Source organism: Massilia orientalis, assembly GCF_030411975.2.
Classification (GTDB): Bacteria; Pseudomonadota; Gammaproteobacteria; order Burkholderiales; family Burkholderiaceae_D; genus Telluria; species Telluria orientalis.
This window is the reverse complement of sequence record NZ_JASNRB020000001.1, coordinates 210142-235598: the sequence shown is the minus strand read 5'-3', so window position 1 is coordinate 235598 and position 25457 is coordinate 210142. Positions and strand designations below refer to the sequence as shown.

General features: G+C 67.9%; 23 protein-coding genes. 14 read left to right on the top strand and 9 right to left on the bottom strand.

From position 1 onward, the window contains the following. Positions 1-17 precede the first annotated feature (17 nt). Positions 18-926 carry a LysR family transcriptional regulator gene (locus QPK29_RS00985; protein ID WP_371769338.1) on the bottom strand — a complete coding sequence of 303 codons (909 nt, stop codon included), beginning with the start codon at positions 924-926 and terminating at the stop codon, positions 18-20. 11 nt (positions 927-937) lie between these two features. Continuing rightward, a complete protein-coding gene (locus QPK29_RS00980; RefSeq protein ID WP_371769337.1) occupies positions 938-1966 on the bottom strand; it encodes a LacI family DNA-binding transcriptional regulator in 1029 nt (342 codons plus the stop codon). 227 nt (positions 1967-2193) lie between these two features. Here QPK29_RS00980 and QPK29_RS00975 point away from each other — a divergent pair, with 227 nt between their 5' ends. The 13 genes from QPK29_RS00975 to QPK29_RS00915 all read left to right on the top strand — a co-directional run bounded on the left by QPK29_RS00975 (position 2194) and on the right by QPK29_RS00915 (position 14994). Next, on the top strand, positions 2194-3408 hold the full coding sequence (locus QPK29_RS00975) for an MFS transporter (protein WP_371769336.1): 1215 nt from the start codon (positions 2194-2196) through the stop codon (positions 3406-3408). Between the two features lie 49 nt (positions 3409-3457). Then, positions 3458-4450 (top strand): sugar phosphate isomerase/epimerase family protein, encoded by a 993-nt coding sequence (locus QPK29_RS00970; RefSeq protein WP_371769335.1) that lies wholly within the window; start codon positions 3458-3460, stop codon positions 4448-4450. A gap of 10 nt (positions 4451-4460) precedes the next feature. Next, positions 4461-4841, top strand: a complete 381-nt coding sequence (locus tag QPK29_RS00965; protein WP_371769334.1) for a C-glycoside deglycosidase beta subunit domain-containing protein — start codon at positions 4461-4463, stop codon at positions 4839-4841. A gap of 14 nt (positions 4842-4855) precedes the next feature. Further along, positions 4856-5914, top strand: a complete 1059-nt coding sequence (locus QPK29_RS00960; RefSeq protein ID WP_371769333.1) for a sugar phosphate isomerase/epimerase family protein — start codon at positions 4856-4858, stop codon at positions 5912-5914. Between the two features lie 9 nt (positions 5915-5923). After that, positions 5924-6526, top strand: coding sequence for a gluconate 2-dehydrogenase subunit 3 family protein (locus QPK29_RS00955; protein WP_371769332.1), 603 nt, complete (start codon positions 5924-5926; stop codon positions 6524-6526). After that, a complete protein-coding gene (locus QPK29_RS00950) occupies positions 6523-8214 on the top strand; it encodes an FAD-dependent oxidoreductase (protein WP_371769331.1) in 1692 nt (563 codons plus the stop codon). Before QPK29_RS00955 ends, QPK29_RS00950 begins: the two co-directional genes overlap by 4 nt. A gap of 7 nt (positions 8215-8221) precedes the next feature. Then, entirely contained in the window at positions 8222-9388 is a 1167-nt protein-coding gene (locus QPK29_RS00945) for a Gfo/Idh/MocA family protein (protein WP_371769330.1), read from the top strand. A 180-nt stretch (positions 9389-9568) separates the two neighbouring features. Next, positions 9569-10729 (top strand): alpha/beta hydrolase family protein, encoded by a 1161-nt coding sequence (locus tag QPK29_RS00940; RefSeq protein WP_371769329.1) that lies wholly within the window; start codon positions 9569-9571, stop codon positions 10727-10729. A 26-nt stretch (positions 10730-10755) separates the two neighbouring features. After that, entirely contained in the window at positions 10756-11721 is a 966-nt protein-coding gene (locus QPK29_RS00935; RefSeq protein ID WP_371769328.1) for a VOC family protein, read from the top strand. A 1-nt stretch (position 11722) separates the two neighbouring features. Continuing rightward, on the top strand, positions 11723-12052 hold the full coding sequence (locus tag QPK29_RS00930) for a Rieske (2Fe-2S) protein (RefSeq protein ID WP_371769327.1): 330 nt from the start codon (positions 11723-11725) through the stop codon (positions 12050-12052). A gap of 1 nt (position 12053) precedes the next feature. After that, positions 12054-13184 carry an FAD-dependent oxidoreductase gene (locus QPK29_RS00925; protein ID WP_371769326.1) on the top strand — a complete coding sequence of 377 codons (1131 nt, stop codon included), beginning with the start codon at positions 12054-12056 and terminating at the stop codon, positions 13182-13184. Positions 13185-13193: 9 nt separating this feature from the next. Then, positions 13194-14006 (top strand): cyclase family protein, encoded by an 813-nt coding sequence (locus QPK29_RS00920; protein WP_056125338.1) that lies wholly within the window; start codon positions 13194-13196, stop codon positions 14004-14006. Positions 14007-14016: 10 nt separating this feature from the next. Then, a complete protein-coding gene (locus QPK29_RS00915) occupies positions 14017-14994 on the top strand; it encodes a fumarylacetoacetate hydrolase family protein (RefSeq protein WP_371769325.1) in 978 nt (325 codons plus the stop codon). A 19-nt stretch (positions 14995-15013) separates the two neighbouring features. On the opposite strand, the gene QPK29_RS00910 is transcribed toward QPK29_RS00915, so the two are convergent. The 6 genes from QPK29_RS00910 to pcaH all read right to left on the bottom strand — a co-directional run bounded on the left by QPK29_RS00910 (position 15014) and on the right by pcaH (position 23637). Next, positions 15014-17290, bottom strand: coding sequence for an ATP-binding protein (locus tag QPK29_RS00910; protein ID WP_371769324.1), 2277 nt, complete (start codon positions 17288-17290; stop codon positions 15014-15016). Further along, positions 17287-19575: an ATP-binding protein gene (locus tag QPK29_RS00905; RefSeq protein ID WP_371769323.1), complete on the bottom strand. Its 2289-nt coding sequence runs from the start codon at positions 19573-19575 to the stop codon at positions 17287-17289. The genes QPK29_RS00910 and QPK29_RS00905 overlap by 4 nt, the downstream gene beginning before the upstream one ends. A 79-nt stretch (positions 19576-19654) precedes the next feature. Continuing rightward, entirely contained in the window at positions 19655-20917 is a 1263-nt protein-coding gene (gene pcaCD, locus QPK29_RS00900; protein WP_371769322.1) for a bifunctional 4-carboxymuconolactone decarboxylase/3-oxoadipate enol-lactonase PcaCD, read from the bottom strand. Further along, the gene (gene pcaB / locus QPK29_RS00895; RefSeq protein WP_371769321.1) at positions 20914-22275 is read right to left on the bottom strand and encodes a 3-carboxy-cis,cis-muconate cycloisomerase; all 1362 of its coding nucleotides are present in this window, start codon (positions 22273-22275) and stop codon (positions 20914-20916) included. The genes pcaCD and pcaB overlap by 4 nt, the downstream gene beginning before the upstream one ends. 139 nt (positions 22276-22414) lie before the next feature. Then, positions 22415-22933, bottom strand: a complete 519-nt coding sequence (locus QPK29_RS00890; RefSeq protein ID WP_371769320.1) for a peptidase associated/transthyretin-like domain-containing protein — start codon at positions 22931-22933, stop codon at positions 22415-22417. Positions 22934-22944: 11 nt separating this feature from the next. Then, on the bottom strand, positions 22945-23637 hold the full coding sequence (pcaH, locus tag QPK29_RS00885; RefSeq protein WP_056125351.1) for a protocatechuate 3,4-dioxygenase subunit beta: 693 nt from the start codon (positions 23635-23637) through the stop codon (positions 22945-22947). A gap of 142 nt (positions 23638-23779) precedes the next feature. Between pcaH and QPK29_RS00880 the strand changes: the two genes are divergently transcribed. Then, complete coding sequence (locus QPK29_RS00880) at positions 23780-24544, top strand: IclR family transcriptional regulator domain-containing protein (protein WP_371769504.1); 765 nt, start codon at positions 23780-23782, stop codon at positions 24542-24544. Here the strand turns inward: QPK29_RS00880 and QPK29_RS00875 are convergent. After that, a complete protein-coding gene (locus QPK29_RS00875; RefSeq protein WP_371769319.1) occupies positions 24541-25401 on the bottom strand; it encodes a helix-turn-helix domain-containing protein in 861 nt (286 codons plus the stop codon). The genes QPK29_RS00880 and QPK29_RS00875 overlap by 4 nt on opposite strands. Positions 25402-25457: the final 56 nt, after the last annotated feature.

Sequence of the window (25457 nt, the reverse complement as noted above, 5' to 3'; positions counted from 1 at the left end):
GGTTGTCTCCTGAAGGTCTAGATGCGCGCGGCGACGTCGATCAGGCGCTGGCGCAGCCAGAGGGTGGCTGCATCGTTGTTCTTGTATTTGTGCCACTGCAACGTCTGCACCAGACGGGGAATCTTCAGCGGCGGTTCCCACAGCCGCACGGGCAGGTACGTCCGGGCGCGCTCGGCGATGCGGCGGTGCACCGTGGCGATGCGGTCGGTACCGATCACCATGGCGGGCAGGGCAGCCATCGAGGGCGCCGTCACTTCCACGCGGCGGGTCAGCTCGAAGCTGTCCATGAACCAGCTGTCGAACGTCGTGCTTTGCCGCTCGCCCGAGAAATTCGCGGTCACGTGGCCGCTGCTCAGGAAATCGTCGAGCACCAGGCGCTCGCCCACGCGCGTGTTGCCCTCCCACGTGACGCATACGTAGTCTTCCTCGAACAGCGCGACCGACGGATGGTTCTTCGACAGGAATTGCGATGGAATGATGAGGAAGTCGGCCTTGCCCTGTTCCAGCACTTCGTCCGGCCGGTCGTTCTGGGTGCGGATGTGGATGCGGAAACCGGGCGCCTCCTTGTACAGCACTTCAAGCAGCGGCGGGATCAGCACCGTCATCGTGAAGTCCGACGCCAGCAGCGTGAAGTCGCGGCTCTCGGTGGCCGGATCGAATTGGGGCTGGGCGGCGATGGTCGAGTCGATCCGCATCAGCACTTCGCGCACGGGCTCGATCAGGGATTCGGCGCGCGGCGTGAGGAGCAGCTGGCGTCCGGAGCTGACGAGGAGCTCGTCCTCGAAGTAATCCCGCAGGCGCGACAGCGCGTTGCTGGTGGCCGGCTGGCTCAGGTGGATCTTCTCGGCGGCGCGGCTGATGCTGCGTTCGGTGAGCAGGGCATTCAGGACGACCAGCAGGTTCAGGTCCAGTTTATTGAAGCGCATTCATTCTCCTGTCAGGCCGACTCGCGCACGACCAGCGCGTGCTGGAGCGTCAACGAGCGGGGATGGCCGCCGGCCAGGCGTTCGAGCAGCAGACTGGCCGCGGCCGCGCCCAGCTCGAACATCGGCTGCGCGATCGTGGTCAGCGCCGGTTCGAAGACCTGGGCCAGCGGGATGTTGTCGAAGCCGACCACGGCGATATCGTTCGGCACCCGGCGTCCCGCGCGGCGGAAGGCCTTGATGGCGCCGATCGCGAGCGTGTCGGACACCGCGAACACGGCGCTCGGCGGCGATTCCAGCGCCAGCAGCGCGCCGGCGGCCTCCATGCCAAGGCCGTAGTCGGTGCCGCGCGCGATGCGCACCAGGTGCGCGTCGAGTGGAATGCCGGCCCGCTTGAGGGCGGCCTCGTAGCCGGCGTGGCGCTGGCGCGCCCACAGGTAGGACTCGTCCGCGCCCAGCAGGGCGATGCGGCGGTGGCCGCGGTTGATCAGGTATTGCACGGCGTCGAGTGCGGCCTGGCCATGATCGATGCTCGCATGCGGCATGCCGCTGTCCTCGACGAACTCCGAACACGCCACCCACGGCACGTCCGGCATGTCGCCCATCGCGGGCTGCAGGTCGTGGAAGCTGGCCAGGCTGATGACGCCGTCGACCAGGCGGCTGTACAAGGCGTCCGGCGCGCCCTGGTCCGGGGCCTGCGCATCGGGCGCGCCGGCCAGCACGATGTTATAGCCGTGGCGCCGGACGACCGATGCCACGCCCTTCACGGTCTCCGAGTAGAACGGATTGGCGAAATCAGGCACCAGGACCAGCAGCAGCCGGCTCTCGCCGCGCGTCAGGCTGCGCGCGAACGCATTGGCGCGGTAGCCGAGCGCCGCGACCGCCGCCTCGACGCGTTCGCGCGTGTCGGCGCTGACCGGCTTGCTCGCGTTGATCACGCGCGACACGGTGGCGATCGAGACGCCCGCCTGCTCGGCGACCGCGCTGATCGAAATGGCCTTGCCGTTGGAGGGTAGCGCCGACAGTGAGCGTTTCTCGGACATGCGATGTTCTTTTATAAAGTGTTTGGGAAAGCGCTTTCCTAATATAGCGAAAAAAGCCGTCCCGCTGGGCTGGCCGGGGTATTCAAGTTTTGGATGCGTCCTATTCATAAAATCAACGGCGGGCAAAACGGGAAAAACCCGGGAAAGACTCTATCATGGCCGGGTCGTATTCTTTCCTGTATGAAAAAAGTCGCGGCAACGACCGCACGAACGATATGGAGACACGCATGCCTACCGATCACCCGATACACCGCCAGGCCGACTGGCGCCAGGGATGGATCCTCGTAATGTCCGGCTTCCTGCCCGTGATGGCGATTATCGCGCTGTCGCCGACCCTGCCCACGCTGCTCGCGCATTTCCGCGACGTGGGTAATCCGCAATTGATGGTGCCCCTGCTGATCACCGCTCCCAGCGCCTGCATCGCCCTGTTCGCGCCGGTCGCCGGCGTCGTCACCGACCGCTTCGGCCGGCGCAACCTGATGCTGTGGGCGATGGCCGTCTACGGCATCGGCGGCTTCATCCCGTTCTTCATCGACAGCTTCTGGGCGGTGGTCGCCGGGCGGGTCGTGATCGGCCTGGGCGAGGCGGCGGTGCTGACTGTGTCGAATACGCTGCTCGCCGATTATTTCGACGAAAAGGCGCGCCACCGCTGGCTGATGCTGCAGGGCCTCATGGGCTCGATCCTCGGTACGGTGACGATCGCATGTTCGGGCTTCCTGGCCGCCAAGGGGTGGCAATGGCCGTTCGCCGTCTACGGGGTCGCTTTTCCCGTCCTGTTCGCCAGCATCTTTTACCTGTTCGAGCCCCAGGCGCGTGTCCGCCCGGCCGCCGCCGGGGCTGGCGCAGCGTCCGGGCCCCTGCCGTTCCCGTACAAGGTGGCGCTCGTCGTGTGCGGCGTGACCGTCCTGCTGTCGACGATCTACTACGTCCAGGTGATCCATTTTTCCGTGCTGCTGAAGGACCTGGGCGTGCAGGACCCGCAATCGATCGGCCTGGCGATGGCGATTCCCAGCCTGGGCGTGCCGATCGGCGCCGTGATTTTCCGCGCCACCACCCGCCATGGCGTGCCGAACCAGATCGCGCTGGTCTTCGCCGGCTATTGCATCGGGCTGGGCGGCATCGGCCTGGCGCCCGACTACAAGGTGGCCCTCGCATTCGCCTTCGTCCAGCAGCTCGCCAACGGCATCATCGTCCCCGTGCTGGTCGCTTTCGCGCAAAGCAGCTTCTCGTTCGAGCACCGTGGCCGCGGCATGGGCTGGTGGGCCAGCTCCTTCTTCGCGGCGCAGTTCGTGTCCCCGGCCGTCGTCAACGTCGTGCGCGGCACGGCGGGCGGACTGCAGGGCGCCTTCGTCGTATTCGCCGTGATCGCCGGCATCGGCGCTATCGCCACGCTGGTCGTGCGGGGCCGGGCGCGGGCGCCCGCGGTCTCCGTCCGCATCTGATTCCACAAAGCCGTCACCACTTCTTGTCAACACCACCACAAGGGTCAACATGAATCCAACCCACAACATCAAGCGCGGCGTGTCGCTGTACTCCTACCAGTACGAGACGTTCCTGCGCAAGATGACCCTCGACGACTGCATCGCACACGCGGCCGGCCTCGGCGCGCGCGGTATCGAAGTCGTCAGCGAACAGTCCTTCACGAACTTCCCGGACGTACCGCAGGCCGAGGTCGACGGCTTCTTCGCGTCGCTCGAGAAGCACGGCGCCTACGCGCAATGCCACGACATGTTCCTCGACACGAAGCTGTACAAGCACCGCAAGCTGAACGTCGACGAGATGGTCGCGTCGATGCAGCGCGACCTGCGCTTCGCCCATCGCCTGGGCTGCAAGACGATGCGCATCATCGTCAACACGCCGCCCGAAGTGGTCGTCGCGTGCGTGCCGCTGGCCGAGGAACTCGACATCCGCATGGGCATCGAGGTGCACTCGCCGTTCCACTTCGATCATCCCTGGATCCTGCGCTACACCGAACTGACGCGCGCCACCGGCTCCGACCACGTCGGCTACATCCCGGACATGGGTATGTACATCAAGGACTACCCGCCGGTGTTCCGCGACCGCTTCCTGCGCATGGGGGCAACGCCGAAAATCGTGGAATTCATCCTCGAGGCACACAAGGCGCGCGTGCTGCCGGACTACGTGCTGATGGACATCCGCAAGATGGGCGCCAACCCCGTCGACCTGCAGATGGCGGAGACGCTGCGCCACAACATCTGGAGCAATCCGCGCCGCATGCTCGAGTTCATGCCGTGGATCTTCCACATCCACGCCAAGTTCTACGAGATCGACGAGACCGGCCGCGAGCCGTCGATTCCCTACGACGAGATCATTCCGGTCCTGATCGAGGGCGGCTATACGGGCCACCTGTCCAGCGAATACGAGGGCCAGCGCCACATCGAGGACGCATTCGAGGTCGATGGCCGCGAACAGGTGAAACGCCAGCAGCAGATGTTCGCGCGCCTGCTGGGCGAGACGGTATAAGGAGAATCACATGTACGACAAACACATCATCTACCCGGACAGCCTGCGCAACCTGGACAACGGCGGTTTCGCCCTCGGCGTGCGCCTGCCTTACTATCGCGGACAGCCGCTGTCGGTGGTCGAGGACATCGCGGTCAAGATCGACGGCGCCGCCGTCCAGCGCGACCAGGTGCGCTTCTCGGTGCGCGGCAAGACCTGGACGCTGGACCAGCTCGAAGAAAACACCGCGGAGCGCTGGGAATTCGGCGAAGTGGCCGAGGTCTCGGTCGTGCAGGCCAGCGGCCTGGCCGCGGGCGCCCACGAGGTCGAAGTCGGCGTTCAGCTGCGTATCTCGTACCTGCCTTGGAGCCCGGTGACGACCTGCAAACGCACCGAAACCATCGCGGCCTGACGGAGACGTACCCCATGGCCACCACCATCAAGGGCCCGGCGATCTTCCTGGCGCAGTTCGCCGGGGACGCCGCGCCGTTCAATTCCTGGGATGCGATCACGAAGTGGGCCGCGTCGCTCGGCTACCGCGGCGTGCAGGTGCCGTCGAACGATGCGCGCCTGTTCGATCTCGACAAGGCGGCGGCCAGCAAGGATTACTGCGACGAGATCGCCGGCATCGCGCGCGCCAACGGCGTCGAGATCACGGAGCTGAGCACGCACCTGCAGGGCCAGTTGGTGGCCGTGCATCCGGTCTACGACGAGGCCTTCGACGTGTTCGCGCCGGCGGCATTGCGCGGCCGGCCCGCGGCGCGCCAGCAATGGGCGGTCGGGCAGATGCTGCTGGCGGCGAAGGCGTCGCGCAACCTCGGCCTGTCCGCCACGATCAGTTTTCCCGGCGCGCTGGCGTGGCCGTTCCTGTACCCGTGGCCGCAGCGCCCGGCCGGGCTGGTCGAGACGGCGTTCGACGAGCTGGCGCGGCGCTGGCGCCCGATCCTCGACGCCTGCGACGAGCAGGGGGTCGACGTCGCGTTCGAGCTGCATCCGGGCGAGGACCTGTTCGATGGCGCCACGTTCGAGATGCTGCTGGAGCGCGTCGACCACCATCCGCGCCTGAACATCGCCTACGATCCGTCGCACTTCCTGCTGCAGCAGCTCGACTACCTGGAGTTCATCGACCTTTATCATGACCGCATCAAGGTCATGCACGTGAAGGACGCCGAGTTCCGGCCGAGCGGCCGGCAGGGCGTGTATTCGGGCTACCAGCCGTGGGTCGACCGCGCCGGCAGGTTCCGGTCGCTGGGCGACGGCCAGATCGATTTCAAGGCGATCTTTTCGAAATTCGCGCAGTACGGCTTCCAGGGATGGGCCGTGCTGGAATGGGAGTGCTGCCTGAAGCACCCCGAACAGGGCGCCCGCGAAGGCGCGCCTTTCATCCGAGACCACATCATCAGGGTGACCGACAAGGCATTCGACGATTTCGCGGGCGGCGCCACCGACCCGCAGCAGATCCGCCGCATGCTCGGCCTGACCTAAGGAGACAAGATGGACCGAAGAACCCTGCTCAAGCGGATCGCCGCCGCGGCCGGCGCCGCCTACTGGAGCGGCGAGACGCTGGCCGTGCAGCTGGCCAAGGCGGCGGGCAGCCGCCCGGACGAGGGCGCGCAGCCGGAACCGTTCCCGGCGGCGCACAAGGAGCGCCTCGCCGCGTTGTGCGAACTGATCATCCCGCAGACCGACACGCCGGGCGCGATCCAGGCGGGCGTGCCCGCCTTCGTGGCCGACATGTACGCGCACTGGATGGTGCCGGCCGAACGCAAGACCGTCGTCGACGGCCTCGCGGGCCTGGAGCGTGCCGCGCAGGCCACGCACGGACGCGGCTTCACCGCCTGCACCCCGGCGCAGCAGACAGCGTTGCTGGAGCCCGCGCGCAAGGCGGCGGCGAGCTACCAGCAGCGCTCGCACGGCATGGACGGCCGCCTTGCCGACCCGGCGGCACCGTTCTTCTTCAAGATGCGCGACCTCGTCACGCTCGGCTACTTCACGTCGGAAGCAGGCATCAACGGCGAACTGGCCTACGTGCCGGTGCCGGGACGCTGGGACGCCGACGTCGACACCAAAACCTGGAACAGGCAGATTCAGATATGAGCTACGAATTCGATGCGATCGTGATCGGCTCCGGCATCACGGGCGGGATGGCGGCCAAGGAACTGACGCAGCGCGGCATGAAGGTGCTGGTGCTCGAACGCGGCCGCGCGCTGGAACACCAGAAAGGTTACAAGACCGAGTTCGTGGCGCCGTGGGATGCGCCCGGCCGCGGCGCGCTCGACCGCGACGAGATGGCGCGCGACTACCCGGTGCAGTCCAACCAGCCGTTCGGCCAGTTCCAGTGGAGTAACAAGGACTACTGGGTCAAGGACAGCGAGAACCCGTACGTACAGGCCAAGCCTTACGCCTGGATCCGCTCGAGCATCCTCGGCGGGCGCTCGACGCTGTGGGGCCGCCAGGTGTACCGGTGGTCCGACCTCGACTTCGAGGCCAACAAGCGCGACGGCCACGGCAGCGACTGGCCGATCCGCTACAAGGACATCGCCCCGTGGTACAGCAAGGTGGAGAAATACATCGGCTGCTCGGGCGAGAACCTCGGCCTCGCGCATTTCCCCGACATGGAACTGCTGCCGCCGATGGACCTGACGGCACCGGAAAAACACCTGCGCGAGGTGATCCGCGCCAAGTGGCCGGAGCGCTACCTCACCGTCGGCCGCACGGTCAACCTGACCCGCGAGCACAATGGCCGCGGTCCATGCAACTACCGCAATATCTGCAGCCGCGGCTGTTCGTTCGGCGCCTATTTCTCGTCGCTGTCGGCGACGCTGCCGGACGCGCAGAAGACCGGCCTGCTGACCGTCAAGACGGACACCGTCGTCCACCGCATCGTGACCGATCCGAAGTCGGGCAAGGCGAGCGGCGTGGAAGTGATCGACGCCGCCACCGGCAAGCGCAAAATCTATACGTCGCGCATCGTGTTCCTGAACGCGGGCACCGAGGCGAGCGTGCAGATCCTGATGCAGTCGGCCGACAAGCGCAACCCGCACGGCCTGGGCAACAAGGGCGACGTGCTGGGCCGCTACATCTGCGACCACGACAACGCCGCCGCGTTCGGCGTGATCCCCGGCATGATGGACCGCTATTACTACGGCCGCCGCGCCAACGGCATCTACATGCCGCGCTTCCGCAACCTGAAGGGCGTGCGCGACGAAGGTATCGACTTCGACCGCGGCTACATCATGCAGGGCGGCTCGATGCGCATGGGCTGGGCGGACATGGCCGGGGACGGCGACGATTTCGGCGCCGATTATAAAAAGCGCCTCGCGAATCCGGGCCCGTGGGTCGTCTTCCTGGGCGGCTTCATCGAGTCGCTGCCGCGGCGCGAGAACCGCATCACGCTCGATCCGCAGGCGCGCGACCGCTTCGGGTTGCCGCAACTGCGCTTCGACGTGGCGCGCGGCGAGAACGAGGAAAAGATGGCGCTCGACGCGATGCAGGAAGCGAAAAAAATGCTGGAAGCGGCCGGCGCCCAGGGCGTGATGACCATGCGCGTCGGCGCGACGCCGGGCGTCACCGTGCACGTGCAGGGCGGCGCGCGCATGGGCAGCGATCCGATGGCGTCGGTGCTGAACGCGCACAACCAGGTCCACGGCGTGCCGAACGTGTTCGTCACCGACGGCGCGGCGATGGCGTCGGCGAGCAACGTGAACCCGTCCCTGACGTTCATGGCGCTGACCGTGCGCGCGGTCGACTATGCCGTGGCGCAGGTCAAGGCCGGCAAGCTGTGAGGTGCCCATGAACGATTCGCTCTTCCCCGGCCGGATCCGGCTCGGCATGGTCGGCGGCGGCGAGGGCGCCTTCATCGGCGCCGTCCACCGTATCGCCGCGCGGCTCGACGACCGCTACGAGCTCGTGGCCGGCGCGTTGTCCTCGCGGCCCGACGCCGCGCGCCGCTCCGGCCTCGCGCTGGGCCTCGCACCGGACCGCGTGTATGCGGACTACGCCGCGATGGCGCGGGCCGAAGCCGCGCGGCCGGACGGTATCGAGGCCGTCAGCATCGTCACGCCGAACCACATGCATGCGCCCGTCGCGCAGGCGTTCCTGGAAGCCGGCATCCACGTCATCTGCGACAAGCCGGTGACGACGAACACCTCCGACGCCCGCATGCTGCGCGACCTGGCACGCGAGCGCGGGCTGGTCTTCGCGGTGACGCACAATTACTCGGCCTATCCGATGGTGCGCCACGCGCGCAAGATGGTGAGTGAGGGCCTGCTGGGCGATATCCGCGTCGTGAACGTGCGTTATGCCCAGGACTGGCTGGCCGAGCCGATCGAGCAGGACGGCCAGAAGCAGGCCGCCTGGCGCACCGATCCCGCGCGCGCGGGCGGCGGCGCGATCGGCGACATCGGCACCCATGCGTGGCAGCTTGCCGACACCATCGTCGGCCTGCCCGTGGAAGCCCTCGCGGCGCAATTGAACAGTTTCGTCCCGGGGCGGGCCGTCGACGACGACGTGCAGGTGCTGCTGCGCTACGGGGGCGGGGCGCGCGGCATGCTCTGGGCCAGCCAGGTGGCGCCGGGCCATGCCAACGACCTGCGCATCGGCGTGTACGGCAGCCGGGGCGGCATCCAGTGGGTACAGGAGACGCCGGACGAGCTGTTATGGACGCCGCTGGGCGAACCGACCCGGATCGTCAGGCGCGGCACGGCCGCCGCGAACAGCGCGGCGGCGCGCGTGAGCCGGATACCTGGCGGCCATCCGGAGGGCTATCTGGAAGCCTTCGCCTCGCTGTACGGCGAGGTGGCAATCCACCTGCTTGCGGCACGCACGGGCGAGCCGCCGCCCGCGGACGCGGAATTCCCGACCATAGCTGACGGCCTGCGCGCGGTCGAGTTCATCGAAACCGTCCAGGCCTCCGGTCGCGCCGGCGGCGCGTGGACCGTGTTGCCAGCCGGCGCCTGACTGTTTCGCACTCCCTCCGACGGGGCGGCGCATGCCGCCCCGTTTTTTTTCTCCATCCCCGGCAGGAAAACGTATTCATGCCATGGATAGCTCGTATGGGAAAAATCCATTTTACTCATCCATCCTACGGTCCGTACAGTAACCATCGACGCAGCCCGATCAATCAACCAAGCATTCAACATGTTCAAGTATTTCCCAACCAATTACGTCTGGAACCTTTCCGTCGACCTGGCAATCGAGATGGGCGCCCGGATCGGCGAGATCGAGGCGATGTGCGCGCCGCTGCAGGACGCGGCGAAGCAGCCCGACGCCGCCGGCACGAAGGCGTTCCGCGAGACGTGGTCGCGCATGGCCGACAAGCTGTGCGACCTGGCCGAGGAGGATGAGGCGCGTGGCCGCCTGATCTCCGCGGGCGACAAGTACAACCGCGCCGCGATCTACCTGCTGACGGCGGAACGCCTGCAGGCGCACGGCGCGCCGGGCCGCCTGGCGCTGTACAGCCGATTTCTCGACGTGTTCGCCCGCGGCGTGAAGCTGGCCGGCGAGAACTGCGAGCGCGTCGAGATCCCGTACGGCGATGCGCACATCTCCGGCCTGTACGTACGGGCCGGGAACGTCGATGGGCCGGCACCGATCCTCGTCCAGGTCAACGGCCTCGATTCGACCAAGGAGATGAAATATCGGGTGGGCCTGCCGGCCTGGCTGGCGCAGCGTGGCGTGGCGTCGCTCGTGATCGACCAGCCGGGCACCGGCGAGGCGCTGCGCCTGCACGGCATGCATGCGGTGTACGACAGTGAGCGCTGGGCGAGCAAGGTCGTCGACTGGCTCGAGACGCGTGCCGGCGTGGACTCCCGGCGCATCGGCCTGGAAGGCGTGTCGCTGGGCGGCTACTACTGCCCGCGCGCCGTCGCGTTCGAGCCGCGTTTCGCCATGGGTGTCGTGTGGGGCGCGAACCACGACTGGCGCGACGTGCAGAAGAAGCGCCTCGCGAAAGAGGGCAGCTTCCCCGTGCCGCACTACTGGGAACACGTGCGCTGGGTGTGGGGTGCGAAAGACCAGGACGAGTTCATGCAGATCGCGGAACAAGTCCACCTCGACGGTATCCTCGACCGCATCAAGGTGCCGTTCCTCGTCACGCACGGCGAGAAGGATTCGCAGATCCCGCTTCACTGGGCGGAGCGCACGTACGAGCAGCTCGTCAACAGCCCCAAGCGCGAGCTGAAGGTGTTCACGGAGCGCGAAGGCGGCGTGCAGCACTCCAGCTTCGACAACTCGGCCAATGCCGGCGCGTACATCGCCGACTGGGTGGCCGAAAACCTGGGCGGCCGCACCGCCCTTTGACCCTTGGATACGACAGAGAGACATACATGAACATCATTGGACCCGACGCGCTGGTCTTCGGCGTCGACGACGTCGCCGGCTGCGCACTGTACCTGACCGATTACGGCCTGACCCACGCCGGCGATGGCCGCTTCGAGGCACTCGACGGCACCGCGATCGTGCTGGCGCACAAGGACGATCCGGCGCTGCCCGCCAGCCTCGGCACCGCGAGCATGCTGCGCAAGACCATCTACGGCGTAGCGGACCAGCAGGCGCTGGACGCCGTCGCCACCGAGCTGGCGCGCGACCGCGGCGTGCGCACGCTCCCGGACGGCAGCATCGAGGCGGTGGACGACATGGGCTTCGTGCTCGGTTTCCAGGTGACGGTGCGCCGCCCGCTCGACCTGCCCGCCGAAGCGGTCAACGCGCCGGGCGCGCCGAACCGTCCAGTCAACCACACGGCCGTCGACGAAAACGCGCCCGCGAAACCGCGCACGCTGTCGCACGTCGTGTATTTCGTGCCTGATGCCGCGAAGGCGGAAGCCTTCTACGTCGAGCGGCTGGGCTTTGCCTGCACCGACCGCCTGCTGGGCGCCGGTCCGTTCCTGAAGCCGGCCGGTACCGACGACCATCACACGCTGTTCCTGATCCAGACGCCGCCGTTCATGAAGGGCTGCGAACACTTCACGTTCCACATGGGCGGACCAACCGAGGTCCTGCAGGCGGGCACGCGCTTCGTGAACAAGGGTTATCAATCGTTCTGGGGCCCGGGCCGCCACAAGATGGGGTCGAACTGGTTCTGGTACTTCAACAGCCCGCTCGGCTGCCATGTCGAGTACGATGCGGACATGGACCTGCACGACGACCGGTGGACGGCACGTGCAATCCCGATGAGCGCCGATGCGTCGCAGCTGTTCCTGTTCCAGCAGCGCGACAAATGGGCTCCGGGTGGACCACCACCCGGAGCGGGCGGGCCGCCGCCGGGGGCAGCCGGCGCCGGCGAAAGGCACTGACGTGTTCCTGTGCCGGCTCGACGAGCTGCCGGACGGCGATGCGCGTGGCTTCGATCCGGCCCGCACGGGCCAGGACACGGTGCTCGTCGTGCGCCAGGGCGAGCGTGTGGTCGGCTGGCGCGACGCCTGTCCGCACCACGGGGGCACGCCGATGGCCTGGCGCAAGGACGCGTACCTGAATACCGCGCGCGACCGCATCGTGTGCGCGGCCCACGGTGCCCAATTCGATATCGCGACGGGCGTCTGCACGCTGGGCCCGTGCCTGGGCCAGCGCCTGCAGCGCGTCGAACTCGTTGTAGACGACAACAATATTCATATTCGGGAGACTTGACATGGCAGCACCAGTCAACAAGGTACTTATCATCGGGGGCGGCTTTTCGGGCATGGCTGCCGCCATCGAATTGCGCAAGCGAGGCGTCGCCGTCGACTTGGTCGAGATCGACCCGGGCTGGCGTTCGTACGGCGCCGGCATCAGCCTGGGCGGCGCGACGATGCGCGCGCTCGTGCAACTGGGCGTCATCGACGAATTCCTCGCCGAGGGCGCGGCGTCCGACGGCGTCGAGATCCACATCCCGACCGGCCAGAAGGTTGCCGAACTGCCGACGCCGCGCCTGGCGGGCCCGGACGTCCCGGGCAACGGCGCCATCATGCGCCCGGTGCTGGCCCGCATCCTGGCCGACGCCACGCGCAAGTCCGGCGCGAACGTGCGCCTGGGCTGCACGTTCACCCGGATCGAGCAGGATGCGGGCGGGGTCGACGTCACGTTCACGGACGGCACCACGGGCCGCTACGACCTCGTGATCGGCGCCGACGGCCTGTATTCGAAAGTGCGCGAGACCGTGTTCCCGGATGCGCCGAAACCGCGCTACAGCGGGCAGGGCGTCTGGCGCGCCGTGCTGCCGCGTCCCGCCGACATCAACGGCACGATGATGTGGCTCGGGCCGAAGATCAAGCCGGGCCTGAACCCGGTGTCCAAAGACGAGATGTATGTGTTCGTGACGGAAGACCGCGAGACGAACGACTACATCGACCCGTCCGGATTCCTGGCGCGCGTGAAAGCGCTGCTGGCGCCGTTTCCCGACCCGCGCCTGCAGCGCGTGCGCGAGCAGCTGGACGAAGACTCGCAGATCATCTACCGCCCGCTGGAAAGCCTGCTGATGCCGAGCCCCTGGTACAAGGGCCGCGTCGTCCTGATCGGCGACACCGTGCACGCGACGACGCCGCACATGGCATCCGGCGCCTGCATCGGCATCGAGGACGCGCTCGTGCTGGCCGACGAGCTGTCGAAAGCCGGCAGCGTCGACCAGGCGCTGGACCGCTATCTCGCAAGGCGCTGGGAGCGCTGCCGCATGGTCGTGCAGAACTCGGGCCGCCTGGGCGAGATCGAGATCGCCGGCGGCGACAAGGAAGAACATGCCCGCATCATGCGCGCCACGCTGGGCGCGCTCGCGGCACCCATCTGAGGAGACACCATGACCCGCCAATTCATCGACCTGTCGATCTACCTGGAAAACGAAGTCCTGTCCGACCCGCCGCCGCTGGCGCCGAAGATCACCTACCAGAAGCACCAGGACACGCTGCACGAGTTCATGGCCATGATCCCCGGCACGACGCCGGCGGACTATCCGGATGGCGAAGCGGCCGCCGCGGAGTGGGTCACCATGACGACGCACAGCGGCACGCACCTGGACGCCCCTTACCATTTTCATTCCACGATGGATGCGAAGACAGGGGAAAAGAAGAAGTCGATCACCATCGACGAGGTGCCGCTGGCATGGTGCTTCCAGCCCGGCGTGAAGCTGGATTTCCGCCACTTCCCGGACGGGTATGTCGCCACCGCGGCCGACGTGGAAGCGGAACTGCAGCGCATCGGCCACGACCTGCAGCCGCTGGACATCGTCATGGTCAACACGCGTGCGGGCAGCCGCTACGGCCACAACGACTATGTGTCGGCAGGCTGCGGCATGGGCTACGAAGCGACGATGTACCTGCTGGAGCGGGGCGTGCGACTCACCGGTACGGATGCGTGGAGCTGGGATGCGCCGTTCTCGTACACGGCGCAGAAGATCGCCGAGACGGGCGACGTGTCGCTGATCTGGGAAGGCCACAAGGCCGGCCGCGACATCGGCTACTGCCACCTGGAGAAGCTGCACAATCTGGAAGCGCTGCCGGGCCATGGCTTCTACGTATCGTGCTTCCCGCACAAGGTGCGTGCGGGATCGGCCGGTTGGACGCGCGCCGTGGCGATCGTCGACGACGCGCTGCTCGCGTTGCCGCGCGGTTGAGGGGGATGGAATGAAACTCGCCACCTACCGCGACGGCTCGCCGGACGGGCGCCTGATGGTCGTATCGCGCGACCTGCGCCGGGCCGTCGACGCGGGCACGATCGCGCCGAATCTCCTCATCGCGCTGGAACGCTGGGACAGCGCCGCGCAGGCACTGCAACGCCTGTCCGACATGCTGAACGCGGACACGGCCGCCGGCAGCGTCGACTTCGAACCGCAGCGCTGCATGGCCCCGCTGCCGCGCACCTTCCAGTGGTGCGACGCGTCCGCGTTCCTGAACCATGGCCGGTTGATGGAGCGCGCATTCAACACGCCGCCCATCCCTGATTTCGACACGGTGCCCGTGATGTACCAGGGCGCGTCCGACGATTTCCTCGGCCCGCACGACGACGTGCCGCTGCCGGACGAGGCGCTGGGCATCGATTTCGAAGGCGAATTCGGCGTCGTCGTCGGCAAGGTGCCGATGGGCGCCACGCCCGCGCAGGCGCTGGACGCCATACGCCTGGTCGTGCAGCTGAACGACTGGAGCCTGCGCGCGCTGGGCCCGCGCGAGATGAAGAGCGGCTTCGGCTTCCTGCAGGCGAAGCCGTCGACGAGCTTCGCGCCCGTGGCCGTCACGCCGGACGAGCTGGGGGACGCGTGGCACGATGGCCGCGTGTACCTGGACCTCGACGTCGAATGGAACGGACAGACGTTCGGTCACCCGAATGGCGGCGAGATGAATTTCGGCTTCGGCGACCTGGTCGCGCACGCGGCGCGTACGCGCAGGCTGGGCGCCGGGACGATCGTCGGCTCGGGCACCGTGTCGAGCGCGAACCGTGCCGTGGGCTCGGCCTGCATCGCGGAGCGCCGCGTCATCGAGATCATCGATCACGGCGAACCGCGCACGCAATTCATGCGCTTCGGCGACCGGGTGCGCATGCGCGCGCGCGGCGCGGACGGCGACGCGCCGTTCGGCGTCATCGACCAGCGCGTCGTGCGCGCCTGAGCGTCACGGCCGACGACGCCTACACTGACCGGTCGTCGAGTACTTTTTCGGAATTGTTCCGGAAGCGCGCCACGAAGGCGACCAGTTGCTTGGACTGGTAGCCCTGCGCCAGCGTGTCCAGGCGGTTCGCGAACGGCGCATACGCCGGGTCGAGCCCGCGCAGGTAGGCGGCCCACTCGCGGATCTTGCGCATGTTGCCGATCTGCGCCAGCTGCCACAGCGCCTCGATCTCGTCGGCCGGCGGGACGGCCAGCGCGGCGCCGTCGCCGCCCTCCGGCGCCGGTTGTCTCGTGATCCACTGCAGCGCCAGCAGCCTGCCGATGGTGCGCAGCAGGAGGTCGTGGTCGACCGGCTTGGCGATCAAGGCGCTGGCACCGGCATCGCGGCTCTTGCGTTCGTCGTCCGGGCTGGCGCTGGCCGTCACGGCAATGATCGGCACGTCGCCCCAGCCCGGCATGTGTCGGATCTGGCGCGTCGTCTCGTTCCCGTCCATCACCGGCATCATGACGTCCATCAGGATCAGGTCCGGCTTGAAGCTGTCGAGCAGGACCAGGCATTCGAGTCCGGTCGATGCCGCGGCGACGATGAAGCCCGTGGCCTGCAGCAGGTCCTGCAGCATCGCGCGGTTCTGCGGCACGTCGTCCACGACCAGCAGCCGCTTGCGCTCGCCCTCGTAGCCCGCCAGGGTCTCGTGCGGTGCCGCGGCGGCCGGCGCGGCGGCGGCCACCGGCACGTCGATCTCGAACGAGAACGTGCTGCCCTTGCCGGGCGCGCTGACCACGTCAATATGGCCGCCCATGAGCTGCACCAGTTGCTGGCTGATGGCCAGGCCCAGGCCCGTGCCGCCTTCGCGCCGCTGCGCCGTCGCGACCTGTTCGAAGGGCTGGAAGATGCGCGCCAGCTGTTGGGCGTTCATGCCGATGCCGCTGTCGGCCGCTTCGAAGCGCAGCCGCGCCATGTCCGGCGCACCGGGCGGCGCGGCCGGCAGCACCCGCAGCGAGACCTTGCCGCTGTCGGTGAATTTGACCGCATTGCCCAGCAGGTTGAGCAGCACCTGGCGCAGACGCGTCTCGTCGACCGTCACCGCGGCCGGCAGGCCGGGGGCGAGCTCGCAGCTGAACGCCAGGCCCTTCTCCTCGGCCTTGACGCGCATGATGTTGGCCAGCACCTGGACAAACGTGTCGAGATGGACGGGGCCCGGGTGCAGCACCATCTTGCCGGCTTCGACCCGCGCGAGGTCGAGGATGTCGTTGATCAGCGTGAGCAGATGCTGGCCGCTCTCGCGGATGGTCGCCAGGCCGGCCGACTGGCGTTCGGTGAGGTCGTGGCAATCGCGTCCCAGCAGCTGGGCGTAGCCGATGATGGCGTTGAGCGGGGTGCGCAATTCGTGGCTCATCTGCGCGAGGAACTGGCTGCGCTGGCGTGCCAGCGCGACGGCCTCCGCCAGCGCGGTCTCGCGCGCGGCCGCGGCTTCCTTGCGTTCCCGGTCGATCGCGGCCAGCTGTTCGAGGCGCGTCCTGCTGGCCTGCATGCCGGACCGGAAGTGCAGCAGGCCGAGCGACAGCCCGAGCATGCCGCAGCCTGTCCATGCGGCCATCAGCCAGCCGAGCAGCGTCGTCCTGGCGATCCATTTTCCGCGAAATTCGATCCTGCGGACTTCGACCGTGATGGCATGGCCGGCGGCGCTGGCGTCGTCCGCCTGCAGTTCCACGGTCGTGACGTGGTCGAGGCGGACATAGCTCTTGGATAGCGGGATCCGGCGCGCGAAGTGCCACCAGTCGGCGGTGCGCAAGGCATGCAGCGGGATCGTGACTTCGGACTGGGCCGGAATATCGATCAGCGCTTCATTGAAGCGCTGCGCATCCCACTGGCCCGGCACGTAGAACTCCGGTTCGAAATTCAGCAGGTGAAGCTTGACGACATGCCGGCCGTGGCCCGTATAGCGCACGTCGAGCGTGACCGTGTCGAACCCGGACATGTCGATGCCCTGGCCCGGGTCGCCCAGCCGGAACCGGATGGCGCAATTCGGATACCTTGCCGCCTTCCCCATCTGGCAACTCAGGATGTAGGCATCCTGCGTGACGGCCAGCGCCGCGACCGAATTGCCCGGCGCCGGGTTCCCGCGCGGCAGGACGCGGTCGTCGGTCACTGCGGCGTCATACGGATGCCGCGGGGAGATCTCGAGGGTGCGCGTCATGCCATAGTGCTGCCAGGCCAGCAGGACCGGGGTCGCCAGCACCAGGAGGATGACCAGGGCGTAACCGATCCTGGTCGCGCGGGAGAGCCAATGGATCATGTTCGCATCGATTGGAAATCGTCCTGCCGGCGGGCCGCGTCCCCGGTCCGGAAGCGCGCCACGAACGCCGCCAGCTGCTTCGAATGGTAGCCCTGCGCCAGCGTGTCCAGGCGGTTCGCGAACGGCGCATAGGCCGGATCGAGCCCGCGCAGGTAGGCGGCCCGCGCGCGGATCTCGCGCATGCTGCCGATCTGCGCCAGCTGCCACAGCGCCTCGATCTCGTCGGCCGGCGGGACGGCCAGCGCGGCGTCGTCGCCGCCCTCGGACGTCGGCTCTCCGGTGATCCACTGCAGCGCCAGCAGCCTGCCGATGGTGCGCAGCAGGAGGTCGTGGTCGACCGGCTTGGCGATCAAGGCGTCGGCACCGGCGTCGCGGCTCTTGCGTTCGTCGTCCGGACTGGCGCTGGCCGTCACCGCGATGATCGGGACGTTGCCCCAGCCCGGCATGTGACGGATCTGCCGCGTCGTCTCGTTCCCGTCCATCACCGGCATCATGACGTCCATCAGGATCAGGTCGGGCCTGAAGCTGTCGAGCAGGACCAGGCATTCGAGCCCGTTCGTCGCCGCGGCGACGTTGAAACCGGTCTCCTGCAGCAGGTCCTGCAGCATCGCGCGGTTCTGCGGCACGTCGTCCACGACCAGCAACCGCTTGCGCTCGCCCTCGTAGCCGACCACGGTGTCGTGCGGCGCCACGACCGCCGGCGCGGCGGCGGCCACCGGCACGTCGATCTCGAACGAGAACGTGCTGCCCTTGCCGGGCGCGCTGACCACGTCGATATGACCGCCCATGAGCTGCACCAGTTGCTGGCTGATGGCCAGGCCCAGGCCCGTGCCGCCTTCGCGCCGCTGCGCGGCCGCCACCTGTTCGAACGGCCGGAAGATGCGTCCGAGCTGTTGCGTGTCCATGCCGATGCCGCTGTCGGCCACTTCGAAGCGCAGCCGCGCGCTGTCCGGCGCGCCGGCCGATGCGGCCGGCAGCACCCGCAGCGAGACCTTGCCGGTATCGGTGAATTTCACGGCATTGCCCAGCAGGTTGAGCAGGACCTGGCGCAACCGCGTCTCGTCGATCGTCACCGCGGCCGGCAGGCCGGGAGCGAGCTCGTAGCTGAATCCCAGGCCTTTCTCTTCCGCCTTGACCCGCATGATGTTCGCCAGCACTTGCAGGAACGTCTCGAGATGGACGGCGGCCGGGTGCAGCACCATCTTGCCGGCTTCGACCCGCGCGAGGTCGAGGATGTCGTTGATCAGCGTGAGCAGATGCTGGCCGCTCTCGTGGATCGTGGCCAGGCCCGAGGCCAGCCGTTCGGACAGGTGCTCGCGGTCGCGTCCCAGCAGGTCGGCATAGCCGATGATGGCATTGAGCGGCGTGCGCAATTCGTGGCTCATCTGCGCGAGGAACTGGCTGCGCTGGCGCGCCAGCGCGACGGCCTCCGCCAGCGCCGTCTCACGGGCCGCTTCGGCTTCCTTGCGCTCGCGGTCGATGGCGGCCAGTTGCTCCACGCGTGTCTTGTTGGCCTGCAGGCCGGACCGGTAGTGCAGCAGACCCAGCGACAGGCCGATGACGCCGCACGCGATCCACACGAACACCAGCCAACTCATCAACGTGGCCCGCGAGATCCATTTGCCGCGGAACTCGATCTTCCTCAGCTCGACCGTGACGACTTGTCCCGTGTCGTTATAGTTGTCCGTCGCCAATTCCACGGTCGTGACGTGGTCGAGGCGGACATAGCTTTTCGACAGCGGGATCCGGCGCGAGAAATGCCACCAGTCGGCGGTGCGCACGGCATGCATCGGCGCGGTGAATTCGGGCTGGGCGGGTACGTTGATCAGCAACTCGTTGAATCGCTGCGAATTCCAGTCCTCCAGCGTCGAAAATTCCGGTTCGAAATTCATCAGGTGGAGCTTGAGGACGTGCCAGCCGCGGCCCGTATAGCGCAGGTCGAACGCGATCGTGTCGTAGCCGGACATGTCGATGCCCTTGACCAGGTCGCCCATCTGGAATTGCAGCTTGCAGTACGGGTAGGTCGCGGCGGCGCCCAGGTAGCAGCGCATGATGAACGCATCCTTCGTGACGGTCAGCGACGCGACCGAATTGCCGTTCGCGCTGTTGCCGCGCGTGTTGTCGCGGTCGTCGGTCACCCTGGCGCCATGCGGATGCTGCGGGGATATCTCGAGGGTGCGCGTCATCCCGAAATGCTGCCAGGCCAGCAGGATGGCTGTTGCCACCACCAGGAGAATGACCAGGACGTAACCGATCCTGGTCGAACGGGAGAGCCATTGCGTCATGTGCGTACCGATTGGGAATCGGACGGGAATGACTCAGTATAGTGCGGCGTTATATCTTTGCAACATGTTCGTTGCGCCATTACAAACTGTCGACGAACGCCGTGACGGCAGCGATGAACGTGTCCGGCTGTTCGATGGCACCCAGGTGCGATGCCTCGGCCAGCACCTGCAGGCGCGCACCGGGGATGCCGTCCGCGAGCGTGCGCGCCATGTCGACGGGCGTGCCCTGGTCCAGTTCACCGGCCAGCACGAGCGTCGGCACGGCGATTTGTCCGAGGCGCGCCGTTGTGTCGACGCCGCCCACGGCCGCGCAGCAGCCGGCATAGCCCTGGGCATCCGTCGTGACGAGGCGCTCGCGGAACCTTGCAACCGTTGCGGGATGGGCCGCGCGGTAGCCTTCATGGAAATACCGGCCCATCACGGCGTCCGCGATGGCCTCGATGCCTTGTTCCTGCACGGTCGCGATGCGCTGGCGCCAGACGTCGCGCGCCGCGTCCGGATAGCCCGACGTCGTATGCGCCAGCACGAGCGCGCCGACGAGCGCCGGGTGGCGCAGCGCCAGCTCCTGGCCCACCATGCCGCCCATCGACAGGCCGATCCACACGACCGGGCCGGTGTCCAGTTCACGCAGCAGGCGCGCCGCATCGTCCGCCAGGTCGGCCATCGCGTACGGACCCGCCGGCGCATCGGAACTGCCGTGGCCGCGGTGGTCGTAGGCGATCACGCGGCAGTCGGCGGCCAGCTGGTTGGCCAGCGCGTCCCACATCGTCAGGTCGCAACCGAGCGCGTGGCTCAGCACGACCGTGTGGCGGGGGCGCTTGCCGTTGCGCGGTGCGCGCACGCTGTAGTGCAGGGCGGGGAGACTCGCCGTGCGGCCTTCGCGGCCCACGCCGGGATGCGTGCTGGCGAGCGGCGACGCGGGCTCCAGCGTATAGCCGATCTGCGGACCGACGTCGCGCAGGATCGCCGCCGCTTGGGCGAACGCCGTGTTCGCGGCGGGCACGCCGGCATAGATCGCCGACTGCATCAGCACTTCCTTCAACTCGTCGGGCGTCAACCGGCTGTCGGCATCGCCCAGCAGCGCCGCGCGCACGTGCAGCTCGTATTCTTCCCAGCGGCCGAGCGCGATGGTGATGGCGAGGACGATCGTGCGGCGCGTCTTGCGCGGCAGGCCGGGACGGTCCCAGATGTCGTGCCACGCATAGCGGGTGATGAAATTCTGGAAGTCGGCGGTGAAGGTGTTGGCGTTCGCGAGCGAACGCTCGACCCAGGCGTCGCCGAGGACGGCGCGGCGCTGGTCCAGGCCGCGCAGCAGGTCGTGGTCGAGGGGATCGAAGCTCATGCTATGTCTTTCTTGAGTGCGGCCAGGCGCGCGCGCGCGAGGCGTTGGGCAGGTTCGGTGGCGGCCACCGGGTCGAAGAGGGCGCCGAGCTCATTGGTATCGAGTGAGCCGAGCGTCGGATCGGCGGCGATGGCGTCGCGTGCCACGTCGCGCAGGTGACGTCCAACCGCGACGGCCGTCTGCGTCATCTTCTCGACGGCTGCGTGCGCGGCGGGACGGCCGATGGCGTCCGCGACCCAGATCGACAGCGCTTCGGCCGCGACGAGGCCGTGCAATGCGTCGATGTTGGCGCGCATGCGGGACGTGTCGACCGTGAGGCCGGCAAAGGCATCGTTCAATGCGCGCAGCGCGCCGTGGGCGGACAGGAACAGCGTGGGCCACTCGGCCAGTTCCGCCTGCCAGTTGCCGAGGCCGCGCTCGTGCTGCTGGCCCATGGCGGCAAGCAGCGTCGCGGCATGCTGCGGCGTGCGCGTAGCGGCGGCCAACGCGATCATCGACGACACGGGGTTGCGCTTGTGCGGCATCGCCGACGAGCCGCCGCGCCCGCCGCCCGACGGTTCCGCGAGTTCTCCCACTTCCCCCTGCGCCATCAGCGCGAGGTCGGCCGCGATCTTGCCGAGGCTGCCCGTCAGCAGCGCGACCTCCAGCCCGAGCCGTACCCATTCGTCGCGCTGCGTGTGCCACGTCGCCGCCGGCGTCTTCAGGTCCAGCGCCTGCGCCATGCGGTGCGCGACGGCGGGACCGCGTTCTCCCATCACGGCCAGCGTGCCGACGGCGCCGCCCAGCTGCAGCTGCAGGGCGTCGCCTGCCGCCGCGCGCAGGCGTGCGCGGGCGCGCACGAGCGGCGCGAGCCAGCCCGCGACCTTGAAGCCGAAGCCCGTCACCTGCGCGGGCTGCAGCAGCGTGCGCGCCAGCACGGGCGTGGACAGGTGCGATTCGCCCAGCGCCAGCAGGCGGCGGCACAGCGCGGCGAGATCGGCGTCGAGCAGGCGCAGCGCGGTGTGCGTGACGAGCACCATCGCGGTGTCCTGCACGTCCTGGCTCGTGCTGCCCCAGTGGACAAGGCTTGCCGCCTCCTGGTCCGTCTCGGCCACCAGGCGCGTGAGTTCCTTCACGAGCGGCACGGCCAGCGTGCCGGAGCGGCGGCCGGCCGTGACGAGGGCAGGGATGTCGAAGCGGTCCGCGCGGCACGCAGCCGCGATGGCTTGCGCGGCGTGGCGGGGCAGCAGGCCTTCGTCGGCCTGCGCGGCGGCCAGCGCCGCTTCGAAGTCGAGCATGGCCTGGATGAGGGCGGCGTCGTCGAACGCGGCGATCATGTCCGGGGTGCTCAGCAGGGTGTCGAACAGTGAAACGGCCATCGGTCTCCTCATGTTGGCCAGGTAAGTCGATACGTCGTCCCCGCGAAGGCGGGGACCCGATTGTGCTCGCTGCACGGCGGCGCATGCAAACTTGGGTCCCGGCAGTGCCGGGAACGACGGTTCCAGGGCAGCGGATTCGTCAAGCGTAGTCGAGGAACACCGTCTCTTTGTCGGTCTGCATCCAGATATCCCACCGGTACGTGCCGTCGGCGTCCTTGCGCGCGATGAGCGTGTCGCGCCGGTCGGCCGGCACCTGCGCCAGGATAGCCGATGCCGCCAGCGTCGCATCGTCCTCGAGGAACACGGCCGTGAACTGGTGCTTCGTGAGTCCGCGCGCGAACACGGTCACGTACGCGACCGGTTCGCCGGCCGGACGCGGCGGGACCGACAGGCGCAGGCTGAATTCGCCCGCCTTGCCCGTCGGCGTGCGGCGGAAGCCCGGGATTTCCTGGGCGCTTTCCGCGGCCGCCGCCGCCGGCAGCCACGCTTCGATCTGGGCGTCGTCGATCGGGTTGCCGTCGCCGTCGTACAGGACGCCGTGCAGCACGATGGTCGGCGCGCTCGTCTCCAGGCGCCTGGCGGCGCAGAAGTCCACCGCCCATTGCCAGCCTTCGTGCGAGAACGGGCCGATGGTCTGCGAGGTCGTGATCTTGCTCATTATGATTCCTTTCAGAGTCCGAACGGCGTGGCGCCGCGGCCGCGCAGGACGATGTCGAATTCGTAGCCCAGCATCTCGTCGCCCACCGTGTGGTCGAGCGAGAAGCGCGAGACCAGGCGCTGGCGCGCCGCTTCGTCGGGGATGCTGTTGAAGATCGGGTCGTACGGGAACAGCGGGTCGTTCGGAAAGTACATCTGCGTGACGAGGCGCTGGGCGTACACGTTCCCGAACAGCGAGAAGTGGATGTGCGCAGGGCGCCATGCCTTGTCGTGGTTCTTCCACGGGTACGGGCCGGGTTTGATCGAGACAAACCGGTAGCGGCCGTCGTCGTCCGTCATCATCTTGCCGAAGCCGAAGAAGTTCGGGTCGAGCGGCGCGTCGTGGTTGTCGCGCTGGTGCCAGTAGCGGCCGGCCGAATTGGCCTGCCACACTTCGATCAGCGAATTGCGCACCGGCTTGCCGTCCTCGTCGACGACGCGGCCCGTCACGACGATCTTTTCGCCCAGCGGGGCGCCTTGGCCGCGGCGCGTCAGGTCGGTGTCGTGCGGAAGCAGGATGCGCGGGGCAGGGTCGATGTTGCGGCTGGTGGCGACCGGCGCATCGATGCGCAGCGCCGGCTGCAGCGGGCCGCGCTTGACGGTCGATTTATAGGCGGGATGGATGAGCTCCGGCCACACGCCGGGTTGCACGTCGTCGAATTTCACGGTGTCTCCTGATGTCGGAAGGTTGTGCGAGCCGGTCCATCGTAGAAAATCGGCCACTTCCCGACAAGACGGCCATGTCGCCCGACTTCCGCTATTCGCACGCTTTGTGCGATACTCGCACAAATCCTTGAATTTCTATACGATGGACCAGGAACCCGCCAAACGCGACATGGTCGCGGGCCTCGACAAGGGGCTGCAAGTCATCGAGGCGTTCGACCAGGAGCGCTCGCGCCTGACGATCGCCGAGGTGGCCGAACGCACGGGCCTCACGCGCGCGGCCGCGCGGCGCTATCTGCTCACGCTGACCGCGCTGGGCTATATGCGGCACGAGAACAAGCAGTTCACGCTGACGCCCAAGATCCTGCGCCTCGGCCAGTCGTACCTGCATTCGGCGCGGCTGCCGCGCATCGCGCAACCGCTGCTGTACCGGCTCGCGTACGCGCTGGGCGAGGCGGCGTCCGTCGGCGTCCTGGACCACGACGACCTCGTGTGCGTGGCCGCCGTCAGCGCGGGTCAGCTGATTTCCGCGACCTTGCAGCCGGGCACGCGCGTGCCGGCGTACTGCACGGCGAACGGGCGCATGCTGCTCGCGAGCCTGCCGCCGGAGGCGTCCGACCGTTTCCTCGCGCGCGCGGCGCCGGAGCCCATCACGTCGCATACGATCGTCGACCGCGCGCGGCTAGTCGAGGAGATCGCGCGGGCCCGCGAGCGGGGCTATGCCGTCGTCGACCAGGAACTGGAACTGGGCCTGCGCACGATCGCGGTGCCCGTCCGGAACTTCCGCGGCGACGTGGTGGCCGCGATGAACATCAGCGTGCACGCGGGCCGCATGAGCGTGGCGCAGATGATCGAGCGCTGTCTGCCGGCCCTCATCCAATACCAGGTCGAGCTCAACGCCTTGCTCTAGCCGGCGCGCCGTGCGCGGTATGCCTTCGGCGTCATCCCCGCGTGGCGCTTGAAGGCGCGGCTGAAGTACGCGGGGTCCTGGAAGCCCAGTTCATAGGCGATGCTGGCCACGCTCGACGGCGCGTAGGTCAGCTTGCGGCAGGCTTCCAGCATCAGCCGGTCCTGCACGATGTCGAACGCCGATTTCCCCGCCAGCTTCAGGCACAGGCGGTTCAGGCGGACGGGCGTCACGCGCAACAGGTCGGCGTAGTGCGCGACGGGCGCGCCGTCCTTGTAGTGCTGCTCGACGGCCGCGCGGAATGCGGCGAACAGGCGGAACTCGCCGTGGCCGGACATGCTTGCGGCGCTCTGTTCCGCATGCGTGCGCGCCAGCAGCAACAGCACGCTGCGCGCCAGCCATTCCAGCATCAGCGCATTGCCCTGCTGCGGCCACGCCGCCTCTTCGACCATGCTGCGCAGCAGCGCCTCGATGCGAGCGCGCGGCTGGCGCGCCAGCGCGAGCGACAGCGGCTCGACGAACAGCGGCGCGAACAACTCGCCGTGGTGGTCGGGCGTGGCGAACAGCACGTTCTGGTCCACCGTCAGCACATAGCCCTGCGCCCCTTCCGCGAAGTCGAAACCGTGCACGACGGACGGGTGCACGGTGATCGCAACCGGCCCTTTGCGTTCCCACACCGCTTCGTCGATCGCGGCGCGCACGCTTCCCTTCAGTAGAAAAAGTACCTGGAACAGGCCGGGGTGCGTATGGCGCGCGATGTGCCAGTCGTGCAGGCGGCTGCGCGTCTCGATCAGTTCGACGTGTACGGCTTCCGCCGGGGTCTGCTCGCCGTACAGGGCGAAGCGGGGAAAAGTGGCCATGTCAAAAAAGTACAAGGATTCGCTAACTTCATCCATTCTAAACGGGGCCGCGCGCC